Annotated in this window: 24 protein-coding genes; all 24 read left to right on the top strand. The window is 42.5% G+C overall.

Annotated elements, in window-relative coordinates:
• Positions 1-28 precede the first annotated feature (28 nt).
• The 24 genes from I5818_RS23410 to I5818_RS23295 all read left to right on the top strand — a co-directional run bounded on the left by I5818_RS23410 (position 29) and on the right by I5818_RS23295 (position 23,797).
• Entirely contained in the window at positions 29-1,633 is a 1,605-nt protein-coding gene (locus I5818_RS23410; RefSeq protein WP_078109995.1) for a terminase large subunit, read from the top strand.
• A gap of 43 nt (positions 1,634-1,676) precedes the next feature.
• Positions 1,677-2,921, top strand: a complete 1,245-nt coding sequence (locus tag I5818_RS23405) for a phage portal protein (protein ID WP_078109996.1) — start codon at positions 1,677-1,679, stop codon at positions 2,919-2,921.
• Complete coding sequence (locus I5818_RS23400; protein ID WP_078109997.1) at positions 2,922-3,611, top strand: head maturation protease, ClpP-related; 690 nt, start codon at positions 2,922-2,924, stop codon at positions 3,609-3,611.
• A 21-nt stretch (positions 3,612-3,632) separates the two neighbouring features.
• Positions 3,633-4,826 carry a phage major capsid protein gene (locus I5818_RS23395; protein ID WP_078109998.1) on the top strand — a complete coding sequence of 398 codons (1,194 nt, stop codon included), beginning with the start codon at positions 3,633-3,635 and terminating at the stop codon, positions 4,824-4,826.
• Between the two features lie 12 nt (positions 4,827-4,838).
• Positions 4,839-5,051: a head fiber protein gene (locus I5818_RS23390; RefSeq protein WP_078109999.1), complete on the top strand. Its 213-nt coding sequence runs from the start codon at positions 4,839-4,841 to the stop codon at positions 5,049-5,051.
• 26 nt (positions 5,052-5,077) lie between these two features.
• On the top strand, positions 5,078-5,326 hold the full coding sequence (locus I5818_RS23385) for a head-tail connector protein (RefSeq protein WP_459213265.1): 249 nt from the start codon (positions 5,078-5,080) through the stop codon (positions 5,324-5,326).
• Positions 5,327-5,365: 39 nt separating this feature from the next.
• Entirely contained in the window at positions 5,366-5,701 is a 336-nt protein-coding gene (locus I5818_RS23380) for a head-tail adaptor protein (RefSeq protein ID WP_028988112.1), read from the top strand.
• Between the two features lie 5 nt (positions 5,702-5,706).
• Positions 5,707-6,138 carry an HK97-gp10 family putative phage morphogenesis protein gene (locus tag I5818_RS23375; protein WP_078110000.1) on the top strand — a complete coding sequence of 144 codons (432 nt, stop codon included), beginning with the start codon at positions 5,707-5,709 and terminating at the stop codon, positions 6,136-6,138.
• Positions 6,135-6,476 carry a hypothetical protein gene (locus I5818_RS23370; protein ID WP_078110001.1) on the top strand — a complete coding sequence of 114 codons (342 nt, stop codon included), beginning with the start codon at positions 6,135-6,137 and terminating at the stop codon, positions 6,474-6,476. Before I5818_RS23375 ends, I5818_RS23370 begins: the two co-directional genes overlap by 4 nt.
• A 3-nt stretch (positions 6,477-6,479) precedes the next feature.
• Positions 6,480-7,070 (top strand): major tail protein, encoded by a 591-nt coding sequence (locus I5818_RS23365; RefSeq protein WP_078110002.1) that lies wholly within the window; start codon positions 6,480-6,482, stop codon positions 7,068-7,070.
• An 11-nt stretch (positions 7,071-7,081) separates the two neighbouring features.
• Complete coding sequence (locus I5818_RS23360) at positions 7,082-7,468, top strand: hypothetical protein (RefSeq protein WP_078110003.1); 387 nt, start codon at positions 7,082-7,084, stop codon at positions 7,466-7,468.
• 202 nt (positions 7,469-7,670) lie between these two features.
• Complete coding sequence (locus tag I5818_RS23355) at positions 7,671-10,091, top strand: phage tail protein (RefSeq protein WP_078110004.1); 2,421 nt, start codon at positions 7,671-7,673, stop codon at positions 10,089-10,091.
• 13 nt (positions 10,092-10,104) lie between these two features.
• Positions 10,105-10,956 carry a phage tail family protein gene (locus tag I5818_RS23350; RefSeq protein WP_040303594.1) on the top strand — a complete coding sequence of 284 codons (852 nt, stop codon included), beginning with the start codon at positions 10,105-10,107 and terminating at the stop codon, positions 10,954-10,956.
• 2 nt (positions 10,957-10,958) lie between these two features.
• On the top strand, positions 10,959-12,896 hold the full coding sequence (locus tag I5818_RS23345; RefSeq protein WP_078110005.1) for a siphovirus ReqiPepy6 Gp37-like family protein: 1,938 nt from the start codon (positions 10,959-10,961) through the stop codon (positions 12,894-12,896).
• A 15-nt stretch (positions 12,897-12,911) separates the two neighbouring features.
• Positions 12,912-13,415, top strand: coding sequence for a hypothetical protein (locus I5818_RS23340; RefSeq protein WP_019155104.1), 504 nt, complete (start codon positions 12,912-12,914; stop codon positions 13,413-13,415).
• Positions 13,416-13,698: 283 nt separating this feature from the next.
• Positions 13,699-15,783: a phage tail protein gene (locus I5818_RS23335; protein WP_235849617.1), complete on the top strand. Its 2,085-nt coding sequence runs from the start codon at positions 13,699-13,701 to the stop codon at positions 15,781-15,783.
• Positions 15,784-15,859: 76 nt separating this feature from the next.
• Positions 15,860-16,300 (top strand): phage holin family protein, encoded by a 441-nt coding sequence (locus I5818_RS23330; RefSeq protein WP_035197478.1) that lies wholly within the window; start codon positions 15,860-15,862, stop codon positions 16,298-16,300.
• Positions 16,301-16,455: 155 nt separating this feature from the next.
• Entirely contained in the window at positions 16,456-17,730 is a 1,275-nt protein-coding gene (locus tag I5818_RS23325) for a hypothetical protein (protein ID WP_209391828.1), read from the top strand.
• 106 nt (positions 17,731-17,836) lie between these two features.
• Complete coding sequence (locus I5818_RS23320) at positions 17,837-18,445, top strand: N-acetylmuramoyl-L-alanine amidase (protein WP_139358122.1); 609 nt, start codon at positions 17,837-17,839, stop codon at positions 18,443-18,445.
• Positions 18,446-18,624: 179 nt separating this feature from the next.
• A complete protein-coding gene (locus tag I5818_RS23315; protein WP_078110007.1) occupies positions 18,625-18,864 on the top strand; it encodes an SHOCT domain-containing protein in 240 nt (79 codons plus the stop codon).
• A 61-nt stretch (positions 18,865-18,925) separates the two neighbouring features.
• Positions 18,926-20,488, top strand: coding sequence for a recombinase family protein (locus I5818_RS23310; protein ID WP_078110008.1), 1,563 nt, complete (start codon positions 18,926-18,928; stop codon positions 20,486-20,488).
• Complete coding sequence (locus I5818_RS23305) at positions 20,489-20,902, top strand: recombinase family protein (RefSeq protein WP_027625356.1); 414 nt, start codon at positions 20,489-20,491, stop codon at positions 20,900-20,902. It begins immediately after the preceding gene.
• A 27-nt stretch (positions 20,903-20,929) separates the two neighbouring features.
• Positions 20,930-22,477, top strand: coding sequence for a recombinase family protein (locus tag I5818_RS23300; protein ID WP_455749002.1), 1,548 nt, complete (start codon positions 20,930-20,932; stop codon positions 22,475-22,477).
• Positions 22,478-22,591: 114 nt separating this feature from the next.
• The gene (locus tag I5818_RS23295; protein ID WP_078110010.1) at positions 22,592-23,797 is read left to right on the top strand and encodes a nucleotide exchange factor GrpE; all 1,206 of its coding nucleotides are present in this window, start codon (positions 22,592-22,594) and stop codon (positions 23,795-23,797) included.
• The last annotated feature ends 10 nt before the right edge of the window (positions 23,798-23,807 follow it).

Here is a 23,807-nt window from a genome sequence, read left to right as displayed (position 1 = left end):
GTCCTTTTTCATAAAAGGGGCGGTGTTTATGCGGAAATTGAAGAAATATAAGCCGACCGCCTTTATAGCTGATGGGTCATATTACGATAAGGATGCGGCCGATTACGCTGTGGCTTTTATCGAAGCACTCTCCCATACGAAAGGTTTATGGGCAGGTAAGCCTTTTGAACTTATCGATTGGCAGGAACAAATAATCCGTGATTTATTCGGAATTTTAAAGCCAGATGGATATCGGCAGTTTAACACTGCTTATGTAGAGATACCTAAAAAGATGGGAAAAAGCGAGCTTGCCGCAGCGATCGCACTTCTCCTCACTTGCGGTGATGGTGAAGAACGGGCGGAGGTGTACGGTTGTGCCGCCGACCGCCAGCAGGCATCGATTGTATTTGAAGTAGCAGCCGATATGGTGCGGATGTGTCCGGCACTGAATAAACGTGTAAAGTTGCTAGCTTCAACTAAGCGATTGGTGTATCTGCCGACCAACAGCTTCTATCAGGTATTGTCGGCTGAAGCCTACTCCAAACACGGCTTCAATATACATGGTGTTGTTTTTGATGAACTTCATACTCAACCAAACCGGAAACTATTTGACGTGATGACAAAAGGTTCTGGGGATGCGAGGACCCAACCACTCTATTTTCTTATCACCACTGCGGGAACGGATACCCAGAGTATTTGCTATGAAACCCACCAAAAAGCGGTTGATATTATTGAGGGCAGAAAATATGATCCTACCTTTTACCCCGTAATCTATGGTGCCAAAGAAGAGGATGATTGGACAGATCCAAAAGTGTGGAAGAAAGCAAATCCAAGTTTGGGAATTACGGTGGGGATTGACAAGGTAAGGGCAGCTTGTGAAAGTGCAAAGCAGAACCCAGCTGAGGAGAACAGCTTCCGACAATTGCGCTTGAATCAGTGGGTTAAACAGTCTGTCCGTTGGATGCCAATGGCAAAGTGGGATGCCTGTGCATTTCCAGTTATACCAGAAAGTCTTGAAGGACGGGTGTGTTATGGAGGTCTTGACTTATCTTCTACAACAGATATTACCGCCTTTGTGTTGGTATTCCCACCAGAGGATGAAACAGATAAATACATTGTTCTTCCGTATTTTTGGATGCCAGAGGACAACATTGACCTCCGAGTCAGAAGGGACCATGTACAATACGATCTTTGGGAGAAACAAGGGTATATTCTAACCACAGAAGGCAATGTAGTGCATTACGGCTACATTGAACGGTTTATTGAGGAACTTGGAGAAAAGTATAACATTCGAGAGATTGCTTTTGACCGATGGGGAGCAGTTCAAATGGTGCAGAACCTTGAAGGGTTAGGCTTTACTGTCGTTCCATTCGGTCAAGGTTTTAAAGATATGTCACCACCAACCAAAGAACTGATAAAATTGACATTAGAAGAAAGGATAGCACACGGTGGGCATCCAGTGCTTCGTTGGATGATGGACAATATCTTTATAAAAACCGATCCGGCAGGCAACTTGAAGCCAGACAAGGAAAAAAGTACAGAAAAAATAGATGGAGCTGTTGCAACTATCATGGCACTTGATCGTGCTATTCGCTGTGGCTCAGGTAATAGTGGAGATTCGGTGTATGACGAGCGTGGTTTGATTGTCTTTTAAACCTTAATGGTTAGCACAATGTTTATATTCGGAGGTGACGCCTATGAATCTAATAAAAGGACTGTTTCGGTCAAGGGACAAACCGCAAAACCGTGTAGGCAGTGCATTTTCCTTTTTGTTTGGCGGTACGTCATCTGGTAAAACAGTGAATGAGCGTACTGCAATGCAGTCAACAGCGGTGTATGCCTGTGTAAGAATACTAGCTGAAGCGATTGCCGGACTGCCACTTCATGTATATAGATATCGTTCTGATGGAGGCAAAGAAAAGATTTCTTTCCACCCGTTATATTACCTTCTTCATGATGAACCAAATCCAGAGATGACTTCATTCGTGTTTCGAGAAACACTGATGAGTCATCTTTTGCTTTGGGGAAATGCCTATGCACAGGTGGTCAGAAACGGTCGTGGGCAGGCGGTTGCACTTTATCCCCTACTCCCTAACAAGATGGAAGTTAGTCGAGCAACAAACGGAGAGCTGGTCTACACCTATTACCGTGATACTGACGAAAGTGGCCTAAACCCAAAAGGCGGCTATGTCACACTCCGTAAAGATGAAGTTCTACACATACCTGGCTTAGGCTTTGATGGACTCATTGGTTATAGCCCTATCGCTATGGCAAAAAATGCAATCGGTATGTCCCTAGCTACTGAAGAGTATGGTGCGGCATTCTTTGCCAATGGTGCTAATCCGGGAGGTGTGCTGGAACACCCAGGAGTAATCAAAGATATACAGTGGGTCAAGGATAGTTGGAATAGCGCCTACCAAGGCACGGGTAATGCTCACAAAATTGCTGTGTTGGAAGAAGGCATGAAGTTTCAAGCCATTGGTATCCCACCGGAACAGGCACAGTTTCTTGAAACACGGAAATTCCAAATTAATGAGATTGCGAGGATTTTCCGAGTACCGCCCCACATGGTAGGTGATCTTGAGAAATCTAGTTTCTCCAATATTGAACAGCAGTCTTTGGAGTTTGTAAAATACACTCTCGATCCATGGGTGGTGCGATGGGAACAAAGTCTCCAGCAATCGCTAATTTTGCCTTCTGAGAAAACTTCACTGTTTATCAAGTTCAATTTAGATGGTTTGCTTCGTGGCGATTACCAAAGTCGTATGAACGGCTACGCTACAGGTCGGCAAAACGGCTGGATGTCAGCCAACGATATCCGTGAACTGGAGGATATGAACCGCATACCAGCTGAGGAAGGTGGCGATTTATATCTGGTAAACGGAAATATGACAAAACTGGCTAACGCAGGTGCGTTTGCCAAAACCGAAGGAGGTCAGTAGATGAGGAAGTTTTGGAACTGGGTGCGAGATTCTGATGAGGAACGTACCCTCTATTTAAATGGAGTGATATCCGAAGAAACGTGGTGGGGTGATGAGGTCACACCTAAGGTTTTCAAAGATGAACTGCTGGCAAGCACAGGCGACATTACGGTGTGGATTAATTCCCCTGGAGGTGATGTGTTCGCAGCCGCTCAGATTTATAACATGCTGATGGAGTATACCGGAAAAGTCACTGTAAAGATTGATGGGCTTGCGGCAAGTGCGGCATCCGTTATTGCCATGGCAGGTGGAGATGTATATATGTCTCCTGTATCGATGCTTATGATTCATAACCCGTCAACGATTGCTATCGGTGATAGTGAGGAAATGTTGCGAGCAAAGGCTCTATTAGATGAGGTCAAGGAAAGTATTATTAATGCCTATGAGTTAAAGACGGGTCTTTCTCGAACAAAACTCTCTCATCTGATGGATGCAGAATCATGGATGAATGCGAATAAAGCCATTGAACTAGGTTTTGCAGACAAGATTATGTTCATGGAAAGTGAAACACCGGATTTGACGGATGGTCTTATTTTTAGCAGGATGGCGGTTACTAACTCGCTTATCAGCAAGCTGCCAAAACAACCAAAACAGAAAACAGGTACACCCATTGAGTCGCTTGATAAGCGGCTTTCTTTAATTTCGCACTAATTTTAAGGGAGGAAAATAACAATGAGTAAAATTCTTGAATTGCGCGAGAAACGCGCTAAAGCATGGGACGCGGCAAAGGCATTCCTAGACTCAAAACGTGGTGGTGATGGGCTTCTATCCGCAGAGGACACGACAACCTATGAAAAAATGGAAGCCGATGTGGTGGCTCTTGGTAAGGAAATTGAGCGTCTGGAGCGTCAAGCATCTATCGACTTGGAACTGTCGAAAGCTACCAGTAACCCAATTACGAACGAACCTACTAGAACTGGAGAGGAAAAGACTGGTCGTGCAAGTGCTGAATACAAAAAGGCTTTCTGGAACGCAATGCGTGACAATGTCAGCTATGGAGTAAGGAACGCTCTAAAGATTGGCACCGATTCTGAAGGCGGATTCCTTGTACCGGATGAGTTTGAGCGTACGCTAGTAGAAGCTCTAGAGGAAGAAAATATTTTCCGTAGACTGGCCAATGTAATCACTACATCTTCTGGTGACCGCAAGATTCCTGTTGTTGCAAGCAAAGGCACAGCAAGCTGGATTGATGAAGAAGGAGCTATTCCAGAGAGTGATGACAGCTTCGGTCAAGTATCTATCGGTGCTTATAAACTAGCAACGATGATTAAAGTCTCTGAGGAACTACTAAATGATTCTGTGTTTAATCTCGAAAGCTACATCACAAGAGAATTTGCACGTCGTATTGGGAATAAGGAGGAGGAAGCTTTCTTTGTAGGTGACGGTACAGGCAAGCCGACAGGAATTCTAAATGCTACAGGTGGAGGTCAAGTTGGTGTTACTGCGGCTAGTGCCACTGCCATCACTTTGGATGAGGTTTTAGATTTATTCTACAGCTTGAAAGCACCTTATCGAAACAAGGCAGTTTTCGTAATGAATGATGCAACTATAAAAGCTATCCGCAAATTGAAGGATGGTAATGGGCAGTACTTATGGCAACCTTCCATCCAAGCGGGTACACCTGATACGATTCTTAACCGTCCGCTGTATACCTCAACCTATGTACCTACTATTGAAGCTGGTGCAAAGACTGTGGTATTCGGTGACTTTAGTTATTACTGGGTAGCAGACCGTCAAGGACGTGTATTCAAACGATTAAATGAACTCTTTGCTGTTACCGGTCAAGTAGGATTTATTGCTACTCAGCGTGTTGACGGAAAGCTTATCTTACCGGAGGCCGTTAAGGTACTCCAACAGAAAGCCTAACGGAGGTGCTTTATGAGTTATAACACAAAGAACTATACCGAACAAGGCGGAGAAAAAACTGTCATCGGTGGTGTCTTAGAAATTAAAGAGGGGGCCTCGGTTACGGGGCTTCCTGTTCTTGAAAATCAGGCAGATAGCATAGCCACCGATGTTGCTGGCTTAGTTACGGACTTCAATTCCCTGCTTGCCAAACTAAAAGCAGCAGGGCTTATGGAGGCTGACTGAGGTGGAATGTAAGGGAGGTTGGTGGTATGGCAGTGGCAGATAATCTTTTGCCTAAAGTTAAAGCGAACTTAATTTTAATGCATGATCAGGATGATGCACTCCTTATTGGATTTATCACTGCTGCAGTCTCATATGCACAGAGCTATCAGCACGTTCCTGAAAACTATTATGAAACCCATGCCATGCCTCCAACAACTATGAAAGCAGGGATGGCTCGACGGCAGGTTTCTTTGCTGATAGCGTACAGGCGGGGCAACAAGTATGGAACACGGTAAACTTGCTTTTACGGCTTGACCGAGAGTGGGGTGTTTAGCATGAGCTTTGGAAAGATGAACACCTTCATCGATATCATTAGTACGGTACCGATAAAGGATGAGGAAGGCTTCGCCACAAAAGGTGACAACATACTCGCTAGTGTACTTGCTTACAAGGAAGATCGTCATGGCAGTGAGCGATGGACGAATATGGCATCCTTTTCTTCTGCAACTTCCTTGTTTCGGTTTCGGAAAATCTTCGGACTTAAGGTGACGAATGAAATGGTTATCGTCTGTGATGATGGCAGATATCAAATTTTAAGTGTTGAGGATGTAAGAAATCGAGGGATGTATGTCGAGGTTTTAGCCGAAAAGCTAGAACCAACTGTGAGGTGATGGATATGGCAAAAGCGAATATAAAGATGCCAGAAGAATTCCTTTTAAAGGTATCTCGATTAGCTGACCAGACCGATGTGATTCTTCCTAAGGTTTTGGAAGTTGGCGGTGAAGTGGTGCTGGATAAAGTCAAAGGAAATCTAAGTAAGGTGGTTGGCAAGGGCACGAAATATCCATCCAAAAGCACTGGTGAGTTGCTATCTTCACTGGGTCTTTCTGGAGCAAAGCAAGATAGAAACGGAAACTTCAATGTAAAAGTCGGCTTTGCCGAGCCACGATCTGACGGCGAGAGCAATGCTAAACTTTCCAGCATTATCGAATATGGCAAACATGGTCAGCCTGCAAAACCCTTCCTAAAGCCTGCGAGGAATGCATCTAGGAAACCTTGCATCAACGCAATGGTCGCCAAGCTGGAGGAGGAGATCGAGAAGATATGAATATTTTAGAGGAATTGAATACCCTTGTTTCCACTATACCGCTCCCCGTGGAAACCGGGGTTTTTTCAGGTTTGGCACCAGATGAGTATGTCGTGATTCTCCCTCTTTCGGATATTTTTGAAGTTCATGCGGATAACCGTCCAGGCTTTGATGTGCAGGAAGCGAGGATATCATTGTTCTCAAAAAGTAACTACTTAAAGAGGAAAAGACAGCTCACCACTTCTTTAATAAATGCGGATTTTACTGTGGCCGAACGGAGATACATCGGACACGAGGATGATACTGGATATCATCATTATGCCATCGATGTGGCAAAAAACTATAGATTGGAGGAATAACACATGGCAACGATTGGTCTTGATAGACTGTACTATACAAAAATAACCGAGGACGATAATGGTGAGGAAACTTATGCCCAACCTTCTGTGCTGGCAAAAGCCATCACTGCTGAACTCTCGGTAGAACTGGTGGAAGCCATTCTGTACGCCGATGATGGTGCGGCTGAGGTAGTGAAAGATTTTAATAGTGGTACACTCACTCTCGGTGTAGATGACATTGGTCCGATAGTCGCAGCGGATTTAACTGGTGCTTCTACAGATGACAACGGAGTATTAATCTCAGCCAGTGAAAACGTGGGTACACCCGTTGCAGTGGGGTTTCGTGCGCAAAGGGCGAACGGAACATACCGCTATTTTTGGCTGTATCGCGTTAAGTTTGGACTACCAGCGACCAACTTACAGACAAAGGCTGATTCCATTACCTTTTCCACACCCACCATTGAAGGAACCGTTATGCGTAGGAATAAGCTGGATGGATTGGGTAAGCATCCATGGAAAGCGGAAGTTACAGAAGGTGATCCTGGTGTTTCATCGACCACCATAACAGGTTGGTTCACAGAGGTCTATGAGCCTGTCTATACACCTGAACCATAGGAGGAGAAATAATGGATAATGAGAGAGGTGCCGCAATCAACATTGGTGACAAAGAGTATGAACTGGTTTTAACTACACGAGCAACAAAGGCCATTGCGGGTCGTTACGGTGGTCTTGAAAACCTCGGAGAAAAACTGATGAAATCAGAAAACTTCGAGATGGCACTGGACGAGATTGTTTGGCTAATTACGTTGCTTGCAAATCAGTCCATTTTAATTGGCAATCTTAAGAATAAGAACGCACCAGAAGAATTGCTTACAGAGGAAGAAGTGGAGCTTCTTACCTCACCGCTTGACTTAGCGGCATATAAAACTGCAATTACCGAGGCGATGTTCAAAGGTACAAAGCGCAATGTAGAAAGTGAGGTGGAAACTCCAAAAAACGTGGAAGTCGGGTAACAGACGCTGAGGTCTTTACCCGGCTTCTTTATTATGGAACAGTTCAGATGGGCATGGACTCAGAGGAATTCTGGCTTATACCAATTGGACTGTTTTTTGATTTATGGACTTGCCACAAGCAATGGCACGGCATTGAAAAACCAAAGAAAACTCGGACCATTGACGATATTATCCCACCAGGCATATAGGAGGAGGTGAAGGGATGGCGGACAATTTTGGATTAAAAATAGGTGTCGAGGGTGAGCGAGAATTTAAGAAGGCGCTCTCGGAAATCAATCAATCATTCAAGGTATTGGGTAGTGAAATGGCTCTTGTGACTAGCCAATTTGATAAGAATGATAAATCCATTCAGTCGGTCACCGCTCGTAATGCTGTTCTGAATAAGGAAATTGACGCACAGAAAGAAAAGATTTCTACCCTTAAGGCTGCCCTTGATAATGCCTCCTCCTCTTTCGGTGAAAATGACCACCGCACCCAAAACTGGCAGGTCCAATTAAACAGGGCTCAGGCAGAACTAAATCTTATGGAGCGTGAACTTGAAGAGTCCACTATTGAAGCGGATAATCTCGGTGAAGAGTTAGAGGATTCTGGCAAAAGTGCAGAGGATGCAGGTGGCAGATTTGAAAAGCTTGGCGGTGTACTCAAAGGCATTGGTGTAGCGATGGGCGCAGTTGCCGTTGCCGCTGGAGCCGCGGCTATTAAGTTGGGTAAAGAAGTAGTCACGCAATTTGGGGAGTTGGAACAAAACCTGGGCGGCTCAGAAGCGGTTTTCGGTGCATACGCTGCATCAATTCAAAAAACCGGTGAGGAAGCCTATAAAAATCTTGGTGTTTCCCAAAGTGAGTATCTTGCGACCGCCAACAAAATGGGTGCGTTGTTCCAAGGCTCTGGTATTGAACAGCGTAAAAGCCTTGAATTGACAGAAAAGGCCATGCAACGTGCGGCGGACATGGCATCTGTAATGGGTATAGATATGTCTTCTGCAATGGAGGCGGTCACGGGAGCGGCAAAAGGAAATTTCACCATGATGGATAACTTAGGGGTTGCGATGAACGCTACAAACATTGAAGCCTACGCTCTCGCAAAGGGTCTGGATTTTACTTGGAATACCGCAACACAAGCGGAAAAAGCCGAAGTAGCAATGCAAATGTTCTTTGAGAACACAGAGCAGTATGCAGGTAACTTTGCAAAAGAATCAACCGAGACAATCTCCGGTTCTATTGGGTTACTACAGGCCGCACTTGGTTCATTTACAGCTGGACTCGGTAATGCCAATGCTGATATGACGAATCTGACTGAGAATCTTGTTGATGCTTTCGAGGCGGTTGTCACTAATATTGTACCGGTTTTAGAAAATATCGTAGCCGCCTTGCCAAAAGCGACAGGCGCAATATTAGCGGCGGTTGCAGACTTGCTACCAATGCTTCTTGAATTGGTTACAAATATATTCGCGCAAGTACTGGAAACAATTTTGAGCCTTTTACCCGAACTTATTCCAGCGACGGTAAGTGCTCTAATGACGATTGTCGGTGCATTAATTGATAACCTTCCACTGCTAATAAATGCAGCAATTGAATTAGTAACAGCACTTGTGGAGGGAATCGGCATAGCGTTACCACAACTCATCCCTGCGGCAGTTTCTGCAGTTATGCAGATTGTCCAAGGATTGATGGATAACCTACCACTCATTTTGGATGCCGCTTTGCAGTTGATTATAGGGTTAGCACAGGGATTGGTAGAGGCAATACCTCAGCTTACTTCTGCCTTACCGGTCATCATCAAAGCAATAGTGGATTTTATCATTGCATCTATTCCACAGATTATTGATGCGGGTATTCAATTATTGACCTCACTGGTCACAGCTTTGCCTACCATTATTACAGCAGTTGTGGAAGCAATTCCGCAAATTATCGATAGTATCATCAGTGCTGTTATTGGGTCGATTCCTTTGATTATTGATGCAGGTATCCGGCTTCTAATATCACTCATACAGGCATTGCCACAGATTATTACTACTGTTGTAGGTGCTATTCCCAAGATTGTTAGCTCGCTGGTCAATGCCATTATTGGTAACATCGATAAGATTATCTTAGCGGGTGTACAACTGTTTGTGGCACTGATTGCAAATCTGCCAAGGATAATCGTGGAGATCGTAAAAGCCGTACCGCAGATTATCTCTGGACTGGTTAGGGCCTTTACTGGCTATATCGGTCAAATGGCACAAGTGGGCGGCAATTTGATTAAAGGGTTGTGGAAGGGTATATCAGACGCAGGTGCATGGTTATGGGGTAAAATATCCGGGTTTTTCGGAAATGTTGTATCGAGGATAAAAGACTTTTTCGGTATCCGCTCCCCTTCAACTCTATTTGCTGGAATTGGCCACAACATGGGTGAAGGTATCGGTGTAGGTTTTGAGGATGCAATGACAGCAGTTTCAAGGGATATGCAAAATGCAGTACCAACCAGCTTTGATTTTAATTACAGAGGTGTATCTGGACAAGGTAATGCCACGGGTTCAAGTATCACTCAAAATATTTCAGTTGTGACACCTAAAGCTCTATCAGAAAAAGAATTAGCACGGGAGTTTAAGAACCTATCCCGTAAACTGGCACTTGAATTGTAAAGGAGGTACGGAAATGGAGCTAACATACACCAATAGAGATGGAGAGAGTATTACGCTTAAGCAAAGCCGACCGTACTTTCTTACGAAGGTAGACGGTACTGGAAATATTCGTCAAACCGTCAACACTTTCAAGGCGCCGGATCAGGATGGCGCTTTTTATATTTCCTCCACACTAGATATGCGAAACATAACGATTGAAGGTACGGTTGTTGCTGATACTCCCGATGAAGCCTTTAAAAGGAGACAACGATTCCTTCAAATATTCAGCCCAAAGCTACTAGGGACCCTTCAATACCGTGACCGACAGATATCCTGCGTGGTGGAGGAGGCAGGTTTTAGTGTTTCTAATCGGCAACGAATACCAAACTTCTTTGTCAGTCTACTCTGCCCATCCCCTTTCTTCGAGACATTAAATGAGGTGCGAGAGGAACTGGCATCATGGATACCGCTATTTGAGTTTGAATTGGAAATTCCTATGAGTGGGATGGAGTTCGGAATGCGTCAACCTAGCCAAATCATTACAGTGGAAAATATCGGGGATGTATCTTGTGGATGTGAGATTGTATTCCGAGCCTTAGGTACTGTGTCGAACCCTGAACTATTAAACATAGACACGGGAGAATATATCCGACTTCTCACTACAATGAGCGCTGGGGATGAACTTCGCGTATACACCCACTTCGCTGGTAAGCGTGTGGTCCAGATTAATGGGTCAACGATTACAAATGCTTTTTCACTGTTGGATACCAATTCGGTGTTCTTTCAACTCGCGGCAGGTCTTAATACACTACGATACGATGCTTCAGTCAATATGGAACTGCTAGAGGTTAGTATTTACTTTCGTCCGCAGTTTCTGGGGGTGTGAAAATGGAACTGTATATCTACAATTCAAACCGAGATCTTGTGGGCATTGTGGAGTCCTTCGAGTACTTACGCTGGACGAGACGCTATTCCCAGTGTGGCTCATTTGAGTTAAAAGCGATTGCAACTTTGGAAAATACAGAACTATTAAAGGAAGGGAATATCATCTGGAAAAATGATGATGAGGAAGTCGGGATCATCGAACATCTGGAACTTTCTCAAACCGAGCATGAAATTATTACTGCAAGTGGTCGGTTTGCAACTTCCTTCCTCTCCCGCCGCATTGTTTGGCAAACGGAGAAATTGTCTGGTGATATTTCTACTTGTGTAGAGCAACTTTTAAATAATAATCTTATCAATCCTTCTGATGTAGCAAGGAAGATTGCGAACATATCCTTTTCTGCTCCAAACTTTAATGTTCCTATCAGCACACAGGTATCGTATCGAAATTTGATGGATGCTGTGACGGAACTATGTGTTGCATCGGATGTTGGCATTAAGACTGTGTTCACTCCTGCTACAGGGGTTTTTACCGTAGCGTTATATATGGGAACGGAATCACAAGCTGTATTTTCTAAGGAATATGAAAACCTTACAGAACAGATTTATACAATAAGTGCTGGAGATTATGCCAACACCGCCCTCGTTGGTGGCGAAGGAGAAGGTACAGATCGAACCTTTGTAGCTATAACAAGTGGCTCTGGTGAGACAAGACACGAGATTTTTGTGGATGCTAAGGATTTGCGAGCGGAAGACTTTGGCTCTGATTACATTGATACACTAATCTTTCGGGGTCAAAGTAAGCTGAGTGAGCAAGCCATACGCTATTCATTTGATACATCGGTCAATCCACACGGTAATTTGACATATAAGATAGACTTCGATCTTGGGCAGACCGTCAAAGTCATTTCCAAAGCATGGGGTGTATCCATGACGACACGCATCACCGAAGTTGAAGAAACCTATGACGCAGATGGCCAGAGTATCAGTGTAGTATTCGGAAAAGCTGAATTGACAATAGCCCAAAAATTACACTCCGACTTGAGCGAGGTGAAAACAGCAATATCGGCTCCAACTGGCATATCTGAAATTGCACAGGCTTTAGGAGCAGTGGAGGATACGCTAGTAACAGTTGAGGAAACCTTAGGAGACTTGACGGAGGTAGATTCAAAGATTCAAGGAGACAACGTAACATCTACTATCAACAATCTGTATGGAAAACTACCTGCGCTCGAAATCAATGTTGGCGGAGGAACTATATCGATTGGACAATATGCGTTGTATTATATGAAACCTGGAGATGCCTTTTATTTCACCTCATGGAGTGGCAATAAGTTTAGTGACCAGCCAAGTGACGACGGCCATGTCTTTTTGATAAAACATAGCGGGGACAATACGGGAAATGGATATCAGCGGGCAATGGGTTTCTTTATTTCTCGCAATACGCTGACATTCTATGTGATTTCTGTTTTCGTATTTAATAACCCTTCTGGACAAGCAAACTGGCTTAATATCAATAATGAACCTGTAACTACTGCAAGAATTGCCAATGGAGCAGTTACAGGTTTAAAAATTGCAGACCGTACAATTACAGCTACTAAAATGGTTTCTTCTTTTAGCGACTATTCAACTACAGAACAAAACACTGGGCGACTATGGATAGATGGTAAGACAATTTATCGCAAGCAAGTGAATCTTGGGTCACTTACAAATACGACACCGAAAAGCGTAGCTCACGGCATATCAAACCTCAGCACTATTGTCAGTTTAACAGGCTTTGCGACAAATGGGACCGTATTCTTGCCACTGCCCCTTGCCCGGTACAACAACTTCGCATCGCAAATCGGACTCTTCGCAAATAAGACCGAAATTGTAGTCGAACCAGGCAATGATAGAACTGCGTATACAGGCTATGTAGTAATAGAGTATACAAAAACGGAATAGAAGGAGGAGTGATTGATGGAAAAAAGCGGATTTTTCAATTCATCCGATGGTGATAGAGTCTATGATGCAACGGACTTCGCTGCATACTTTGGAAGCCTTGTCTCGAATGGTGTGTTTTATGCGACACCAACAAACTTACTGGTATCTCCTGGGATTGGATTAGCAGTAACCATAGCACCGGGCAGTGCATGGATTAATGGTTATAGATATGAAAATACGGATGTTTTAAATAAACCCCTTGCTACAGCAGATGGGAGCAATCCTCGCATAGACAGGGTTGTGGTTCGTTTAAGTCAAATTACGAGAAGCATTCAGCTCGCCATTGTTACTGGTACTCCAACGGCATCGCCCATAGCTCCGGAGTTGACAAGAACAAGCGATGTCTATGAACTAGGTATTGCTGATGTTCTAGTACCTTCAGCTGCTACATCGATTTCAGCAAATAACATTATTGATACTCGGTTGAATACTAGTCTTTGCGGGTTGGTAAACTCGCTAGTTTCTGCGGTTTATGAATAGGAGGTGAATATAAGTGGCGGATATTAACGGCATCACTCTGCAGGCGGGTTCCAGCCCGACCGTTTATTACACGATTACTTATACTAAAAGCCGACCTAATAATAGCCAGATGACATACAACTTTACCATATCCGCTGCATTGGGTTCTTCAGGCTCCTTCATCCATAATGGTTATGCATTGCTTTGTACAATGACTGTAAATGGATCTTCTTCGCAGGTGCGAATCAAAGCGGCGGACGGGGATAACTGGGATGGAACTACACCAAGACTCAGGTATGTTTCGGTGACTTGTGCTTCTACTACAGGTAATGCAACCCAGCCAGTCACATTCAAAGTGGTATCTGATGGGCGATTGCCATTATCCTCTGGTGTAATTACCAATTCGAGTTATACGGTATTAAGCTCTCCATTGCTTACTACAGCATGTGGAGCACCGACATCTTGTACGGTTTCCCCGACACTTGCGGAAGGGGATGTGACTCTTTCTTGGAGTGGTGCTTCTGGGGGCATCAATAATACGATTTCTAGTTATGAGATTCAATATAGTGATTCTGCCGATAACATCACATGGGGAGCATGGACTGCTCTGACAACTGTGACCACCACAGCATCAAGTGGCAGTGTATCAGTAGCACCGCCCTCAACGCGAGGTAATTACCGAAGATTTCGTGTACGAACCCGTGGTACAGCAGGAGCTAGTTATTACTCTAGCTGGAAAGTATCCACAAACAGCGTCCGCAGGAATACGGTACCAAAGCCAGCAACGACTGCTGTTGCCTCCCCTGCGGCATATAGTAATGAGACTATCACACTTACTTGGAGCGGAGCGTCTAGCGGTACCAGTCCAATTAAGGGGTATCAAATTGCCAGTCGCACATCCACGGATAACAGCACATGGAGTGCGTGGAATGTGTTGACCATGTTGACATTGGCAGCAAGCGGTGGTAGCTATAATCCAATTGTATCGAGGACCCCAGGAACATATACACAATTTGGTATTTGGACAATTGACACATTTGATGTTTACTCAATAGAGAAAATCAGTAATAGCATTTATTGCAACATCACTGCCTGTGCAGCACCGACTGCCTGCACGGTAAGTGCAACATTATCTGAAGGAAACGTTACTCTTTCGTGGAGTGGAGCAGCTGGTGGCGCAGGAAATCCCATCACTTCCTACGAAATACAATATAGTGATTCGCCAGATAATAGCAATTGGGGTGCTTGGTTGGCATTGGCGATAGTCAATACTTCTGCAACAAGCAGTATTTTAAATGTCAGTCCACCTGCTACACGTGGTCATTATCGTCGGTTCCGAATAAGAACCCGTGGTACAGCTGGAGAGGATTTTTACTCAGGCTGGACTATTACCAGTAATACTGTTCGTAAAAACATACTACCAATACCGCCGACTTCTTTTACCGCAAACCCTCCTATCTATGAAGTAAATACAATAAACCTTTCGTGGAGTGGAACGGTACCTGGAACCAGCTCCATCAAGCAATATGTTATTCAACAGGCCACTTCGATAGATGGACTAAATTGGTCTGCTTATGAAGCACTGACGACAGTTATTTCCAATGCGACTTCAGGCACTCTTCAGGTAAATGCCTCACAGGTTGCCGGTAGATATACTCGTTATCGAATCAGCGTCACAGATGCACTTGATGCAGTGTCTGCCTATGTTGTTAGTAACGCGGTAAAGAAAAACAGCCCGCCTGTAGCACCGATAGTAGACTGTCCAATGTCTGGCAATTTTACTTATAATGCTACACCACGTTTTATGATCACAACAGGAATTGAACCGGATGGACAAACACAAATAGTGGAGGTAAGGATTGACTCTGGTTCATGGCAAAACAGCGTAGACAATCCTGAGCGGTTTTCTGTAAGCGGCTATCTTGGTAATGGGGTCAAGACAATTTACCAAGCTGAACCGCTTTCTGCAGGTAATCATACGGTTACCTTCCGTTGTCTTGACAGTGATATCGAATCAGCAAGTATAGAAGTTGTTCGTACTTTTACGATATTGGCATTACCTTTTGAAATCATTACTCCAAATGTGACGCATGTAAAGGCAGCGCATATTCAGACGATTCGAACTGCTGTAAATAGGGTGCGTAGCTATTACAATCTATCCCCTATGACTTGGAAAGAGGAGATCATTGCAGGAAAGACCACTATTAAGAATTGGCCATTTCATATCGTTGAAATACGCAAGGCTATTGATTCGATTATTTTAATGGTTAATAGCTTTGATTCTTCCCAGGCATTCGATATACCACCTGTCACATGGCTACCTATCGGTACAGGACGACCAAAAGCGAATGTGATGCAACAAATACATGATCTAATTCAAATAATGTAAAGGTAACATTCAGCGCTCTTGTCATTTGCAGGGGCGCTTTTCTATATGGAAACACACGAAATGGAGGTGTCTATTAATGAAAGAGATTTGGAATTGGATACAGCTGGCTATTGCCGCTGTAGGTGGATTTCTTGGATGGTTTCTCGGAGGTTATGATGGATTTCTTTATGCGTTGGTTGCCTTTGTTGTCATAGATTATGTGACGGGAGTACTTTGTGCCATTGTGAATAAAAAGCTGTGCAGTGAAATTGGTGCTAAGGGAATTTTCAAAAAGGTGTTTATCTTTGCAATGGTAGGTATTGCTCATATTATCGATACACAAATTTTAGGTAGCATTGGAGACAATAGTGGAGCCTTACGCACAGCAGTAATCTTTTTCTACCTGAGTAATGAAGGAGTATCCATTTTGGAGAATGCCGGACATATTGGACTACCCATCCCAGAGAAACTAAAATCAGTTCTACAGCAGTTACATGGACGTGATGAAGAACCCCGTAAGCCAGGTGATGAAGTATGATTGACATAACGAAAGCAGTAACGGTGTCCATCGGTCGTCGAGGTGAGCATCACTATCGAAATATTGAATTTGATGTATCTAGCTTATTGGAAGAAAAATACCCCAGTGCCTCGTTAAATGCAATTTACAAAAGACCGGATGGTAATGCTTATCCAGTGATCACGAGCTATGCTGACGGAGTTCTTACATGGTCGCCTAGCGCAACGGATACATCTATTGTCGGTGTCGGTCGTCTAGAAATAAGGGTCACTTATGGAGAGGTGGTCGGAAAAAGCATTCAGATACTAACCATTGTTGAGGATGCTCTTGTTGACGGAATTGCCGAGCCGCCCGAACCTCCTGCACAGGAATGGCTTAATCAGGTTCTTTCTGCATTAGCTGAACTAGATATTAATGAAACATATAATCTATTAAACCTTATCTACAGCCTTTTAAATAATAACTATGATTTGCTAAACACCACACATGGCAGATTAAATGATACCTATGGTTTAGTCAATGATAACTATGCAATTTTAAATACAACACACAGTCTGTTAAATGATAACTATAATTTGCTAAATACCACACATGGTCTAATCGAGGATATGAGAGATACTCTATACACTCGGACTGGTATTATCCTTAATCATTTGCATCCGATAGAAACTGCTACTGCACCGGATATGGTAAGCCGGAGAGCATCCATCACATTTACGAGTATAAATAGCGGCAATAACGTAGTACTTGGCACGGTAACCTATACATTTGTTACATCCTTGGGCAGTCCGACAACAAACAATGTGCAGGTGTTAATCCAAGGCACTCTCCGCAATACTGTCAAGAAACTTGCCGAAGCCATAAGGGGTATTCAAGATGTAGCGAACATTGCATATGGGTCAGGAACATCACCAAACCCAGCAAGCACAGCCTATTGGACGAGTCGAGTTTTCTCCATTGGTGATGCTACTATTCCTTCTGGTGAGAGTCTATTCATATTGGAAAGAGCGGAAAATGCTACGACACCATTGCCCCTTACCTCTACCGCAACATCTACTATCAACGCATTTACTAGGGCAAGCTATTTGAGATATGTTTTGAGCGGTAATGCTACAGGCGGGGGCGGTATTAACAGCGTTCGAGGACATTTGTACACATTATTGCCAATTGGTAGCGTGGTTATAGGCGGGCAGGGTGGATTGCTTTATCCAACAGCTTATGATTGTCATTTAGTTACCCTTTGCCGCCAATCGGATACAAGTGAAAAAGAACTAGACTTATATATATCAAATGATGAAGTGAACTTTACCAGAATCTCACGTAGCACACCTATAGGTGCTGATAGTTCAAACGCTGGGTTGCATATTCATATTCAAATGCGTCAAAGCCGGGTGCCTTCTGGTTATGGACTGTATATCAGTATGGGAAACATCGGCGAATGCTTTTTGTGATTTGAAGTTTACCTATCATCTATACCCTGTGGCTCTTGCATCTGACACAAATTCTTGATTAATGAGGTGACCGTAATGAATCTGCATAAGTTAATACTTACAAATAATGCCTGTTTCAAAGCAGGAAAAACCGAAGGGCATCATGGTTCACTCAACTGGAGCTAACAACCCGTGGCTCAAACGATATGTTGGCCCTGACGATGGCTTGCTAGGAAAGAACCAATATAACAACCATTGGAATCAAGACAAACCTGGAGGCCGTCAAGTATGTGTCCATGCCTTTATTGGTAAATTAGCAGATGGTTCCATTGCAACCTATCAAACATTGCCTTGGAATCACCGAGGTTGGCATGCTGGAGGAACTGCAAACAATTCTCATATTGGATTTGAAATTTGCGAGGACGGTGTATATCTTTGCAAACTCTATGGGTTAAGTGAAAAAGATATCATCTGTCACAGCGAAGGTTATAAACGAGGCATTGCCAGTAACCATGGCGATGTGATGCACTGGTTCCCTAAACATGGGAAGAGCATGGACACCTTTCGAGCGGATGTGAAGAAACTATTAAGTGCTGAAAATAAACCAGTAGACTCTGTGAAAAAGAAATATTACCGTGTGCAGATCGGTGCTTATTCTGACAGTGCAAATGCTGAGGCACAGCTTGCTAAAGCTAAAAAGGCAGGCTTTACGGATGCATTTATTAAGTATGATTAACAAATGGGGCGAGTTAAAAATCATCGAGATTCCTAAATAAAATATTAAACCGTTAGATTATCTAGCCTGTAGGGGTTCTTCCCTTGCAGGCTCTTTTTTTATGCTCTGATTCAAATTAAATTTTACAAATCCTCAACTTCGACCTGTTCCCACGGCTATTAGGTAGGAGGTGATTCTTAGTGAATCAGCACGAGGATAAAAAAGTTACTAAGATCTCGGATGAGGTTGTAGACAAAAGCACCACCGTACTTAAGAGAGTATCACAGGAACAGTTACAACGTGAGTTTGATTATATCCAAGCAGAAAAATTGCTGAGAAAGATGCTCGAAAAAGGCTTAATAACTGAAGCGGAATTCAACAAAATAGACGCATTAAACCGCCAAACATTCTACCCCTTTTTAGCTGAGATAATGCCCTGAAGCCGTTGATATATAAGGGTTTCAGAGGTAATATGTGACCTACCAAGAAGGAGGTGAGAGGATGAAAAAGATAACGAAAATAGAAGGGAATCTAGCCAACTCTTTTATTAAGCCAAAAACACGAGTGGTTGCCTACTGCCGAGTTTCAACAGATAGTAATGAACAGCTAGTCAGCTTGCAAGCGCAAAAGGCTCATTATGAGACTTATATAAAGGCGAATCCAGAATGGGAATATGCAGGCTTATATTATGACGAGGGAATCAGTGGCACGAAAAAGGAAAACCGCTCTGACCTGCTTAGAATGTTATCAGACTGTGAAACTGGAAGGATTGACTTAATTATTACAAAGTCCATCAGCCGATTTGCGAGAAATACTGCAGACTGCTTGGAGATGGTTCGAAAACTGATAGGCCTTGGGGTTCATATCTATTTTGAGAAGGAAAATATCAATACGGGTTCAATGGAAAGCGAGTTGATGCTCTCCATTTTAAGTGGGCTTGCAGAAAGTGAGTCAATTTCCATTTCAGAAAATACGAAGTGGGCCATTCAAAGACGATTTCAAAACGGAACCTTTAAAATTTCATACCCGCCATATGGTTATCAAAATAATGACGGTCAAATGATAGTAAACCCCAAGCAGGCTGAAGTTGTGAAGTATATTTTTGCAGAGGTATTATCGGGCAAAGGCACACAGAAAGTTGCAAATGATCTTAATCAAAAGGGTATCCCATCAAAAAGAGGTGGTCGTTGGACAGCTACTACGATTAGAGGGATTCTGACTAATGAAAAATATACTGGTGATGTTATTTTGCAAAAGACTTATACGGACAGCCATTTTAATAGGCACACCAATTATGGTGAGAAAGATATGTATCTAGTAGAAAACCATCATGAGGCAATTATCAGCCATGAAGATTTTAAAGCTGTAGATGCCGTTCTCAATCAGAGAGCAAAGGAAAAAAGCATCGAAAAGCGCAACAGCAAATATCTAAACCGATATGCTTTCTCTAGCAAAATTATCTGCTCGGAATGTGGCAGTACCTTTAAAAGAAGGATTCATTCATCTGGAAGGAAATACATCGCTTGGTGCTGCAGTAAGCATATAAGCCAGATAACGGAATGTTCCATGCAGTTCATACGGGATGACGATATAAAGACTGCATTTGTTACGATGATGAATAAACTCATTTACGGTCAGAAGTTCATATTAAGACCACTTTTGAATGGGTTACGTAACCAGAATAATGTAGCGAGTTTTCGTAGAATTGAAGAGTTGGAAACTAAGATTGAAAACAACATGGAGCAGAGTCAGATGCTGACGGGTTTAATGGCCAAAGGATATCTGGAACCTGCTCTGTTTAATAAAGAAAAGAATTCACTGGAAGCAGAAAGAGAAAGGCTTCTTGTCGAAAAGGATCAACTTACTCGTTCCGTCAATGGGAATTTTACAAAAGTTGAAGAGGTTGACCGTCTGCTTAAGTTTGCAACTAAGTCCCAAATGCTTACAGCCTATGAGGATGAGCTGTTTGAAAATTACGTAGAAAAGATTATGGTCTTTTCACGAGAGGAAGTGGGATTTGAATTAAAATGTGGAATCGAATTGAAGGAAAGGTTGGTGAATTAGATGGGTCACACACCCTATGGATATAGAATTGAAGATGGAAAGGCTGTTGTAGATGAAATAGCAGCAGAACAAGTAAAAGAATTATTTTCAGGATACTTGGCAGGACTTTCTTTGAAGGGTGCTACTAAAAAAGCTGGGATAGACTGCTACCATGCCACAGCAAGTAAGATGTTGCAGAACAAGCATTACTTGGGCGATGAATTCTACCCTCCAATTATTGATGAAGAGACCTTTGAAAAAGCCAGAGTAGAAAAACGAAAACGAGCAGAAAAGCTCGGAAGGATATGGGAGCCTAAAGATGAACCGGTAAGGGATTACCCTGTAAAGTTCAAAGTAAAACCTCTGGTGCAAAAATATGAAGATCCATACAAGCAGGCGGAATATGCTTACAGTCTGATAGAAAGTGAGGTGTAACAAGTGGCGGTAAGTAGGAATGTAACAGTGATTCCAGCAATTAAACGGGTTGGAAATAATAAAAATAGTGAAAGCAAACCCAAAATACGAGTGGCTGCTTACTGTCGTGTTTCAACGGATAGTGAAGAGCAGGCTTCAAGTTATGAAATTCAGATCGAGCATTATACAAAATATATTAAGAAGAACAAGGAATGGGAACTGGCAGGTATTTTTGCAGATGACGGCATCACAGGTACAAATACCAAGAAGCGTGAAGAGTTCAACCGCATGATTGAAGAATGTATGGCAGGAAAAATTGACATGATTATCACAAAATCCATCAGTCGATTTGCCAGAAATACGTTAGACTGCCTTAAATACATCCGTCAGTTAAAGGATAAAAACATTGCTGTGTTCTTCGAGAAAGAGAATATCAACACCATGGATTCAAAGGGTGAAGTGTTGTTAACCATCATGGCATCCCTTGCCCAACAGGAAAGCCAATCCTTAAGCCAGAACGTTAAGCTGGGAATTCAGTATCGATATCAGCAAGGTGAAGTTCAGGTCAACCACAAGCGTTTCCTTGGATACACCAAGGATGAAAACAAGCAACTAGTGATTGACCCAGAGGGTGCTGAGGTTGTTAAACGGATTTATAGGGAGTACCTAGAGGGAGCCAGCCTTTTACAGATAGCAAGAGGACTAGAAGCAGACGGTATTCTAACAGCGGCAGGTAAATCAAAATGGAGGCCAGAAACGCTGAAAAAAATACTACAAAATGAAAAGTACATCGGTGATGCCCTTCTACAAAAAACATATACGGTTGATTTCCTTTCTAAAAAGCGAGTCAAGAATAACGGCATCGTTCCCCAGTATTATGTAGAAAATAGCCACGATCCTATCATTCCGCGTGAGCTTTTTATGCAGGTTCAAGAAGAGATGGTTCGAAGAGCAAATCTTCGCGGCGGCAAGGGCGGTAAAAAGCGAGTTTACAGCAGTAAGTATGCTTTATCGAGTATCGTTTACTGCGGACAGTGCGGTGATATTTACAGACGGGTACATTGGAATAACCGAGGATACAAGTCAATTGTTTGGCGATGCGTCAGCCGTTTGGAGGAGAAGGGATCTGAATGCACTGCCCCTACCATAAATGAGGAAACATTGCAGACTGCAGTGGTCAAGGCTATTAACGAACTTTTGGCTAACAAAGAACCCTTCCTCTCAACCTTGCAGAAAAACATAGCTACTATATTTAATGAAGAAAATGATAATGCCACTGATGACCTTGACAGCAAATTGGAAGAATTGCAACAACAGCTTCTTATCCAAGCAAAGTCCAAGAATGACTATGAAGATGTTGCTGATGAAATTTACCGCCTTCGAGAATTAAAGCAAAATGCACTAGTTGAAAATGCAGAGCGAGAAGGAAAAAGGCAACGAATCGCTGAAATGACTGATTTCTTGAATGAGCAATCCTGCGAGCTGGAGGAATATGATGAGCAGTTAGTAAGACGGCTTATTGAGAAAGTAACAATTTACAACAGCGATTTAACTATTGAATTTAAATCAGGAATTGAGAGACAAATAGAAATGTGAAATATAAATCTACCCAAGCCCATGTTAATGCATACATGGGCTTATTTGAGTATCAAATTGACCGAAAACTTTTGTAGATATAAAATGAAGCAAAGGATAAAGAGAGGGAAAATCATGCTATCAATCTCGAGAAAAGATTTATATGAAAAGCTATGGACTATTGGTACCACTAAAACAGCTAAAGAGTTAAATGTACCCTATAATAAATTGAAAAATACATGTACTAGCAATGATATTCCATTACCTACAGCATCTTATTGGAGCAGTTTACATATGGGGAATGAGAAGCCAGTCCAACCACCACTACCAAATCCAAATGATAACCGAATAGTTGTCATTGAAACAGCTAAAAAACAAATTGCAAAGGTACCTAAAAAAATAACAGTTGCAGTAAATAAAGAAAAGTCCAGTAGCCCTCCTACAGAAAAGAGCGTCGCTTCACCTACAAAGAAGATAGAAAGGGAAAAACCGTCCTATTTTCCTGACCTAGAATCTGACCAAGAAAAATTAACTAAAATATACAACGCATTAAAGGTTAATAAGACTTTATCCAATAAACCCCATAAAGAAATAGTGGGATACCGTAGAAAAACGCAATCATATAGAGAGGATAAATTAAGAATTAATTCTGCTTCGGGTGAGATCATTCCAGAAGTTTTACCTTTCATTGATAGCTTATTTAAAGCGCTTGAAATGGCTGGAGCAAAAATCGTTAGTAAATATGATGAAACACAAGTATTGTATAAAAAGTATACATTCAGTTTGAAATTTAGACTTCCTTGTAAAAAAGTCACATTATCCCCAGAGGATAAAGACTATTCACGTTACAACACATTTAAATATGAAACAATAGGGAAAATAAATGTTGAAGTAGGTTATAAGTTGTATTGGCGTAAATGGGGCAAGCATGAAAAATTAATAAAACAAACGCAAACTATGACAACTGAAGATTTATTAAGAAAGGTGTTCTTATACATATTTTCGCTTCCGCCAATTATGGATGAAGAAGAAAAGGCGCATATCCTAGAGGAAGAAAAAAGATTGATAGAAGAACGGGAGAGGGAATTACTTAGAGAACGGAGAGAAAAAGAGCGTAAAAAAACTGAGGATTTGTTGATTAACTCGATAAACTATTTTTACTCGAAACTAATAAAGGAATACATTTCTGCCGAGCTGGATGAAACAACAGATGAATATGAATGGGCTATGGATAAGGCTAATTGGATTCAGGATTCTAGTAAACATCTGGATGATTTGTTAACAGAAAAAGACAAAGAAGAATTATTCAACATAAAAACGACGAGTAAATATTTTTTATGAAAAAAGATTA

Source organism: Heyndrickxia oleronia, from assembly GCF_017809215.1.
Classification (GTDB): Bacteria; Bacillota; Bacilli; order Bacillales; family Bacillaceae_C; genus Heyndrickxia; species Heyndrickxia oleronia.
Note: the sequence above shows the minus strand (reverse complement) of the source record. Positions and strands in the feature narration are given on the sequence as shown.

Bases quoted from the DNA above. Each gene is read 5' to 3' on its own strand.
- I5818_RS23345 (WP_078110005.1), top strand. From the start codon at position 10,959: ATGGAACTGTATATCTACAATTCAAACCGAGATCTTGTGGGCATTGTG.
- I5818_RS23320 (WP_139358122.1), top strand. From the start codon at position 17,837: ATGCCTGTTTCAAAGCAGGAAAAACCGAAGGGCATCATGGTTCACTCA.
- I5818_RS23330 (WP_035197478.1), top strand. From the start codon at position 15,860: ATGAAAGAGATTTGGAATTGGATACAGCTGGCTATTGCCGCTGTAGGT.
- I5818_RS23375 (WP_078110000.1), top strand. From the start codon at position 5,707: ATGGCAAAAGCGAATATAAAGATGCCAGAAGAATTCCTTTTAAAGGTA.
- I5818_RS23410 (WP_078109995.1), top strand. From the start codon at position 29: ATGCGGAAATTGAAGAAATATAAGCCGACCGCCTTTATAGCTGATGGG.
- I5818_RS23360 (WP_078110003.1), top strand. From the start codon at position 7,082: ATGGATAATGAGAGAGGTGCCGCAATCAACATTGGTGACAAAGAGTAT.
- I5818_RS23380 (WP_028988112.1), top strand. From the start codon at position 5,366: ATGAGCTTTGGAAAGATGAACACCTTCATCGATATCATTAGTACGGTA.
- I5818_RS23340 (WP_019155104.1), top strand. From the start codon at position 12,912: ATGGAAAAAAGCGGATTTTTCAATTCATCCGATGGTGATAGAGTCTAT.
- I5818_RS23385 (WP_459213265.1), top strand. From the start codon at position 5,078: ATGGCAGTGGCAGATAATCTTTTGCCTAAAGTTAAAGCGAACTTAATT.
- I5818_RS23390 (WP_078109999.1), top strand. From the start codon at position 4,839: ATGAGTTATAACACAAAGAACTATACCGAACAAGGCGGAGAAAAAACT.
- I5818_RS23365 (WP_078110002.1), top strand. From the start codon at position 6,480: ATGGCAACGATTGGTCTTGATAGACTGTACTATACAAAAATAACCGAG.
- I5818_RS23405 (WP_078109996.1), top strand. From the start codon at position 1,677: ATGAATCTAATAAAAGGACTGTTTCGGTCAAGGGACAAACCGCAAAAC.
- I5818_RS23395 (WP_078109998.1), top strand. From the start codon at position 3,633: ATGAGTAAAATTCTTGAATTGCGCGAGAAACGCGCTAAAGCATGGGAC.
- I5818_RS23400 (WP_078109997.1), top strand. From the start codon at position 2,922: ATGAGGAAGTTTTGGAACTGGGTGCGAGATTCTGATGAGGAACGTACC.
- I5818_RS23370 (WP_078110001.1), top strand. From the start codon at position 6,135: ATGAATATTTTAGAGGAATTGAATACCCTTGTTTCCACTATACCGCTC.
- I5818_RS23355 (WP_078110004.1), top strand. From the start codon at position 7,671: ATGGCGGACAATTTTGGATTAAAAATAGGTGTCGAGGGTGAGCGAGAA.
- I5818_RS23305 (WP_027625356.1), top strand. From the start codon at position 20,489: ATGGGTCACACACCCTATGGATATAGAATTGAAGATGGAAAGGCTGTT.
- I5818_RS23295 (WP_078110010.1), top strand. From the start codon at position 22,592: ATGCTATCAATCTCGAGAAAAGATTTATATGAAAAGCTATGGACTATT.
- I5818_RS23310 (WP_078110008.1), top strand. From the start codon at position 18,926: ATGAAAAAGATAACGAAAATAGAAGGGAATCTAGCCAACTCTTTTATT.
- I5818_RS23350 (WP_040303594.1), top strand. From the start codon at position 10,105: ATGGAGCTAACATACACCAATAGAGATGGAGAGAGTATTACGCTTAAG.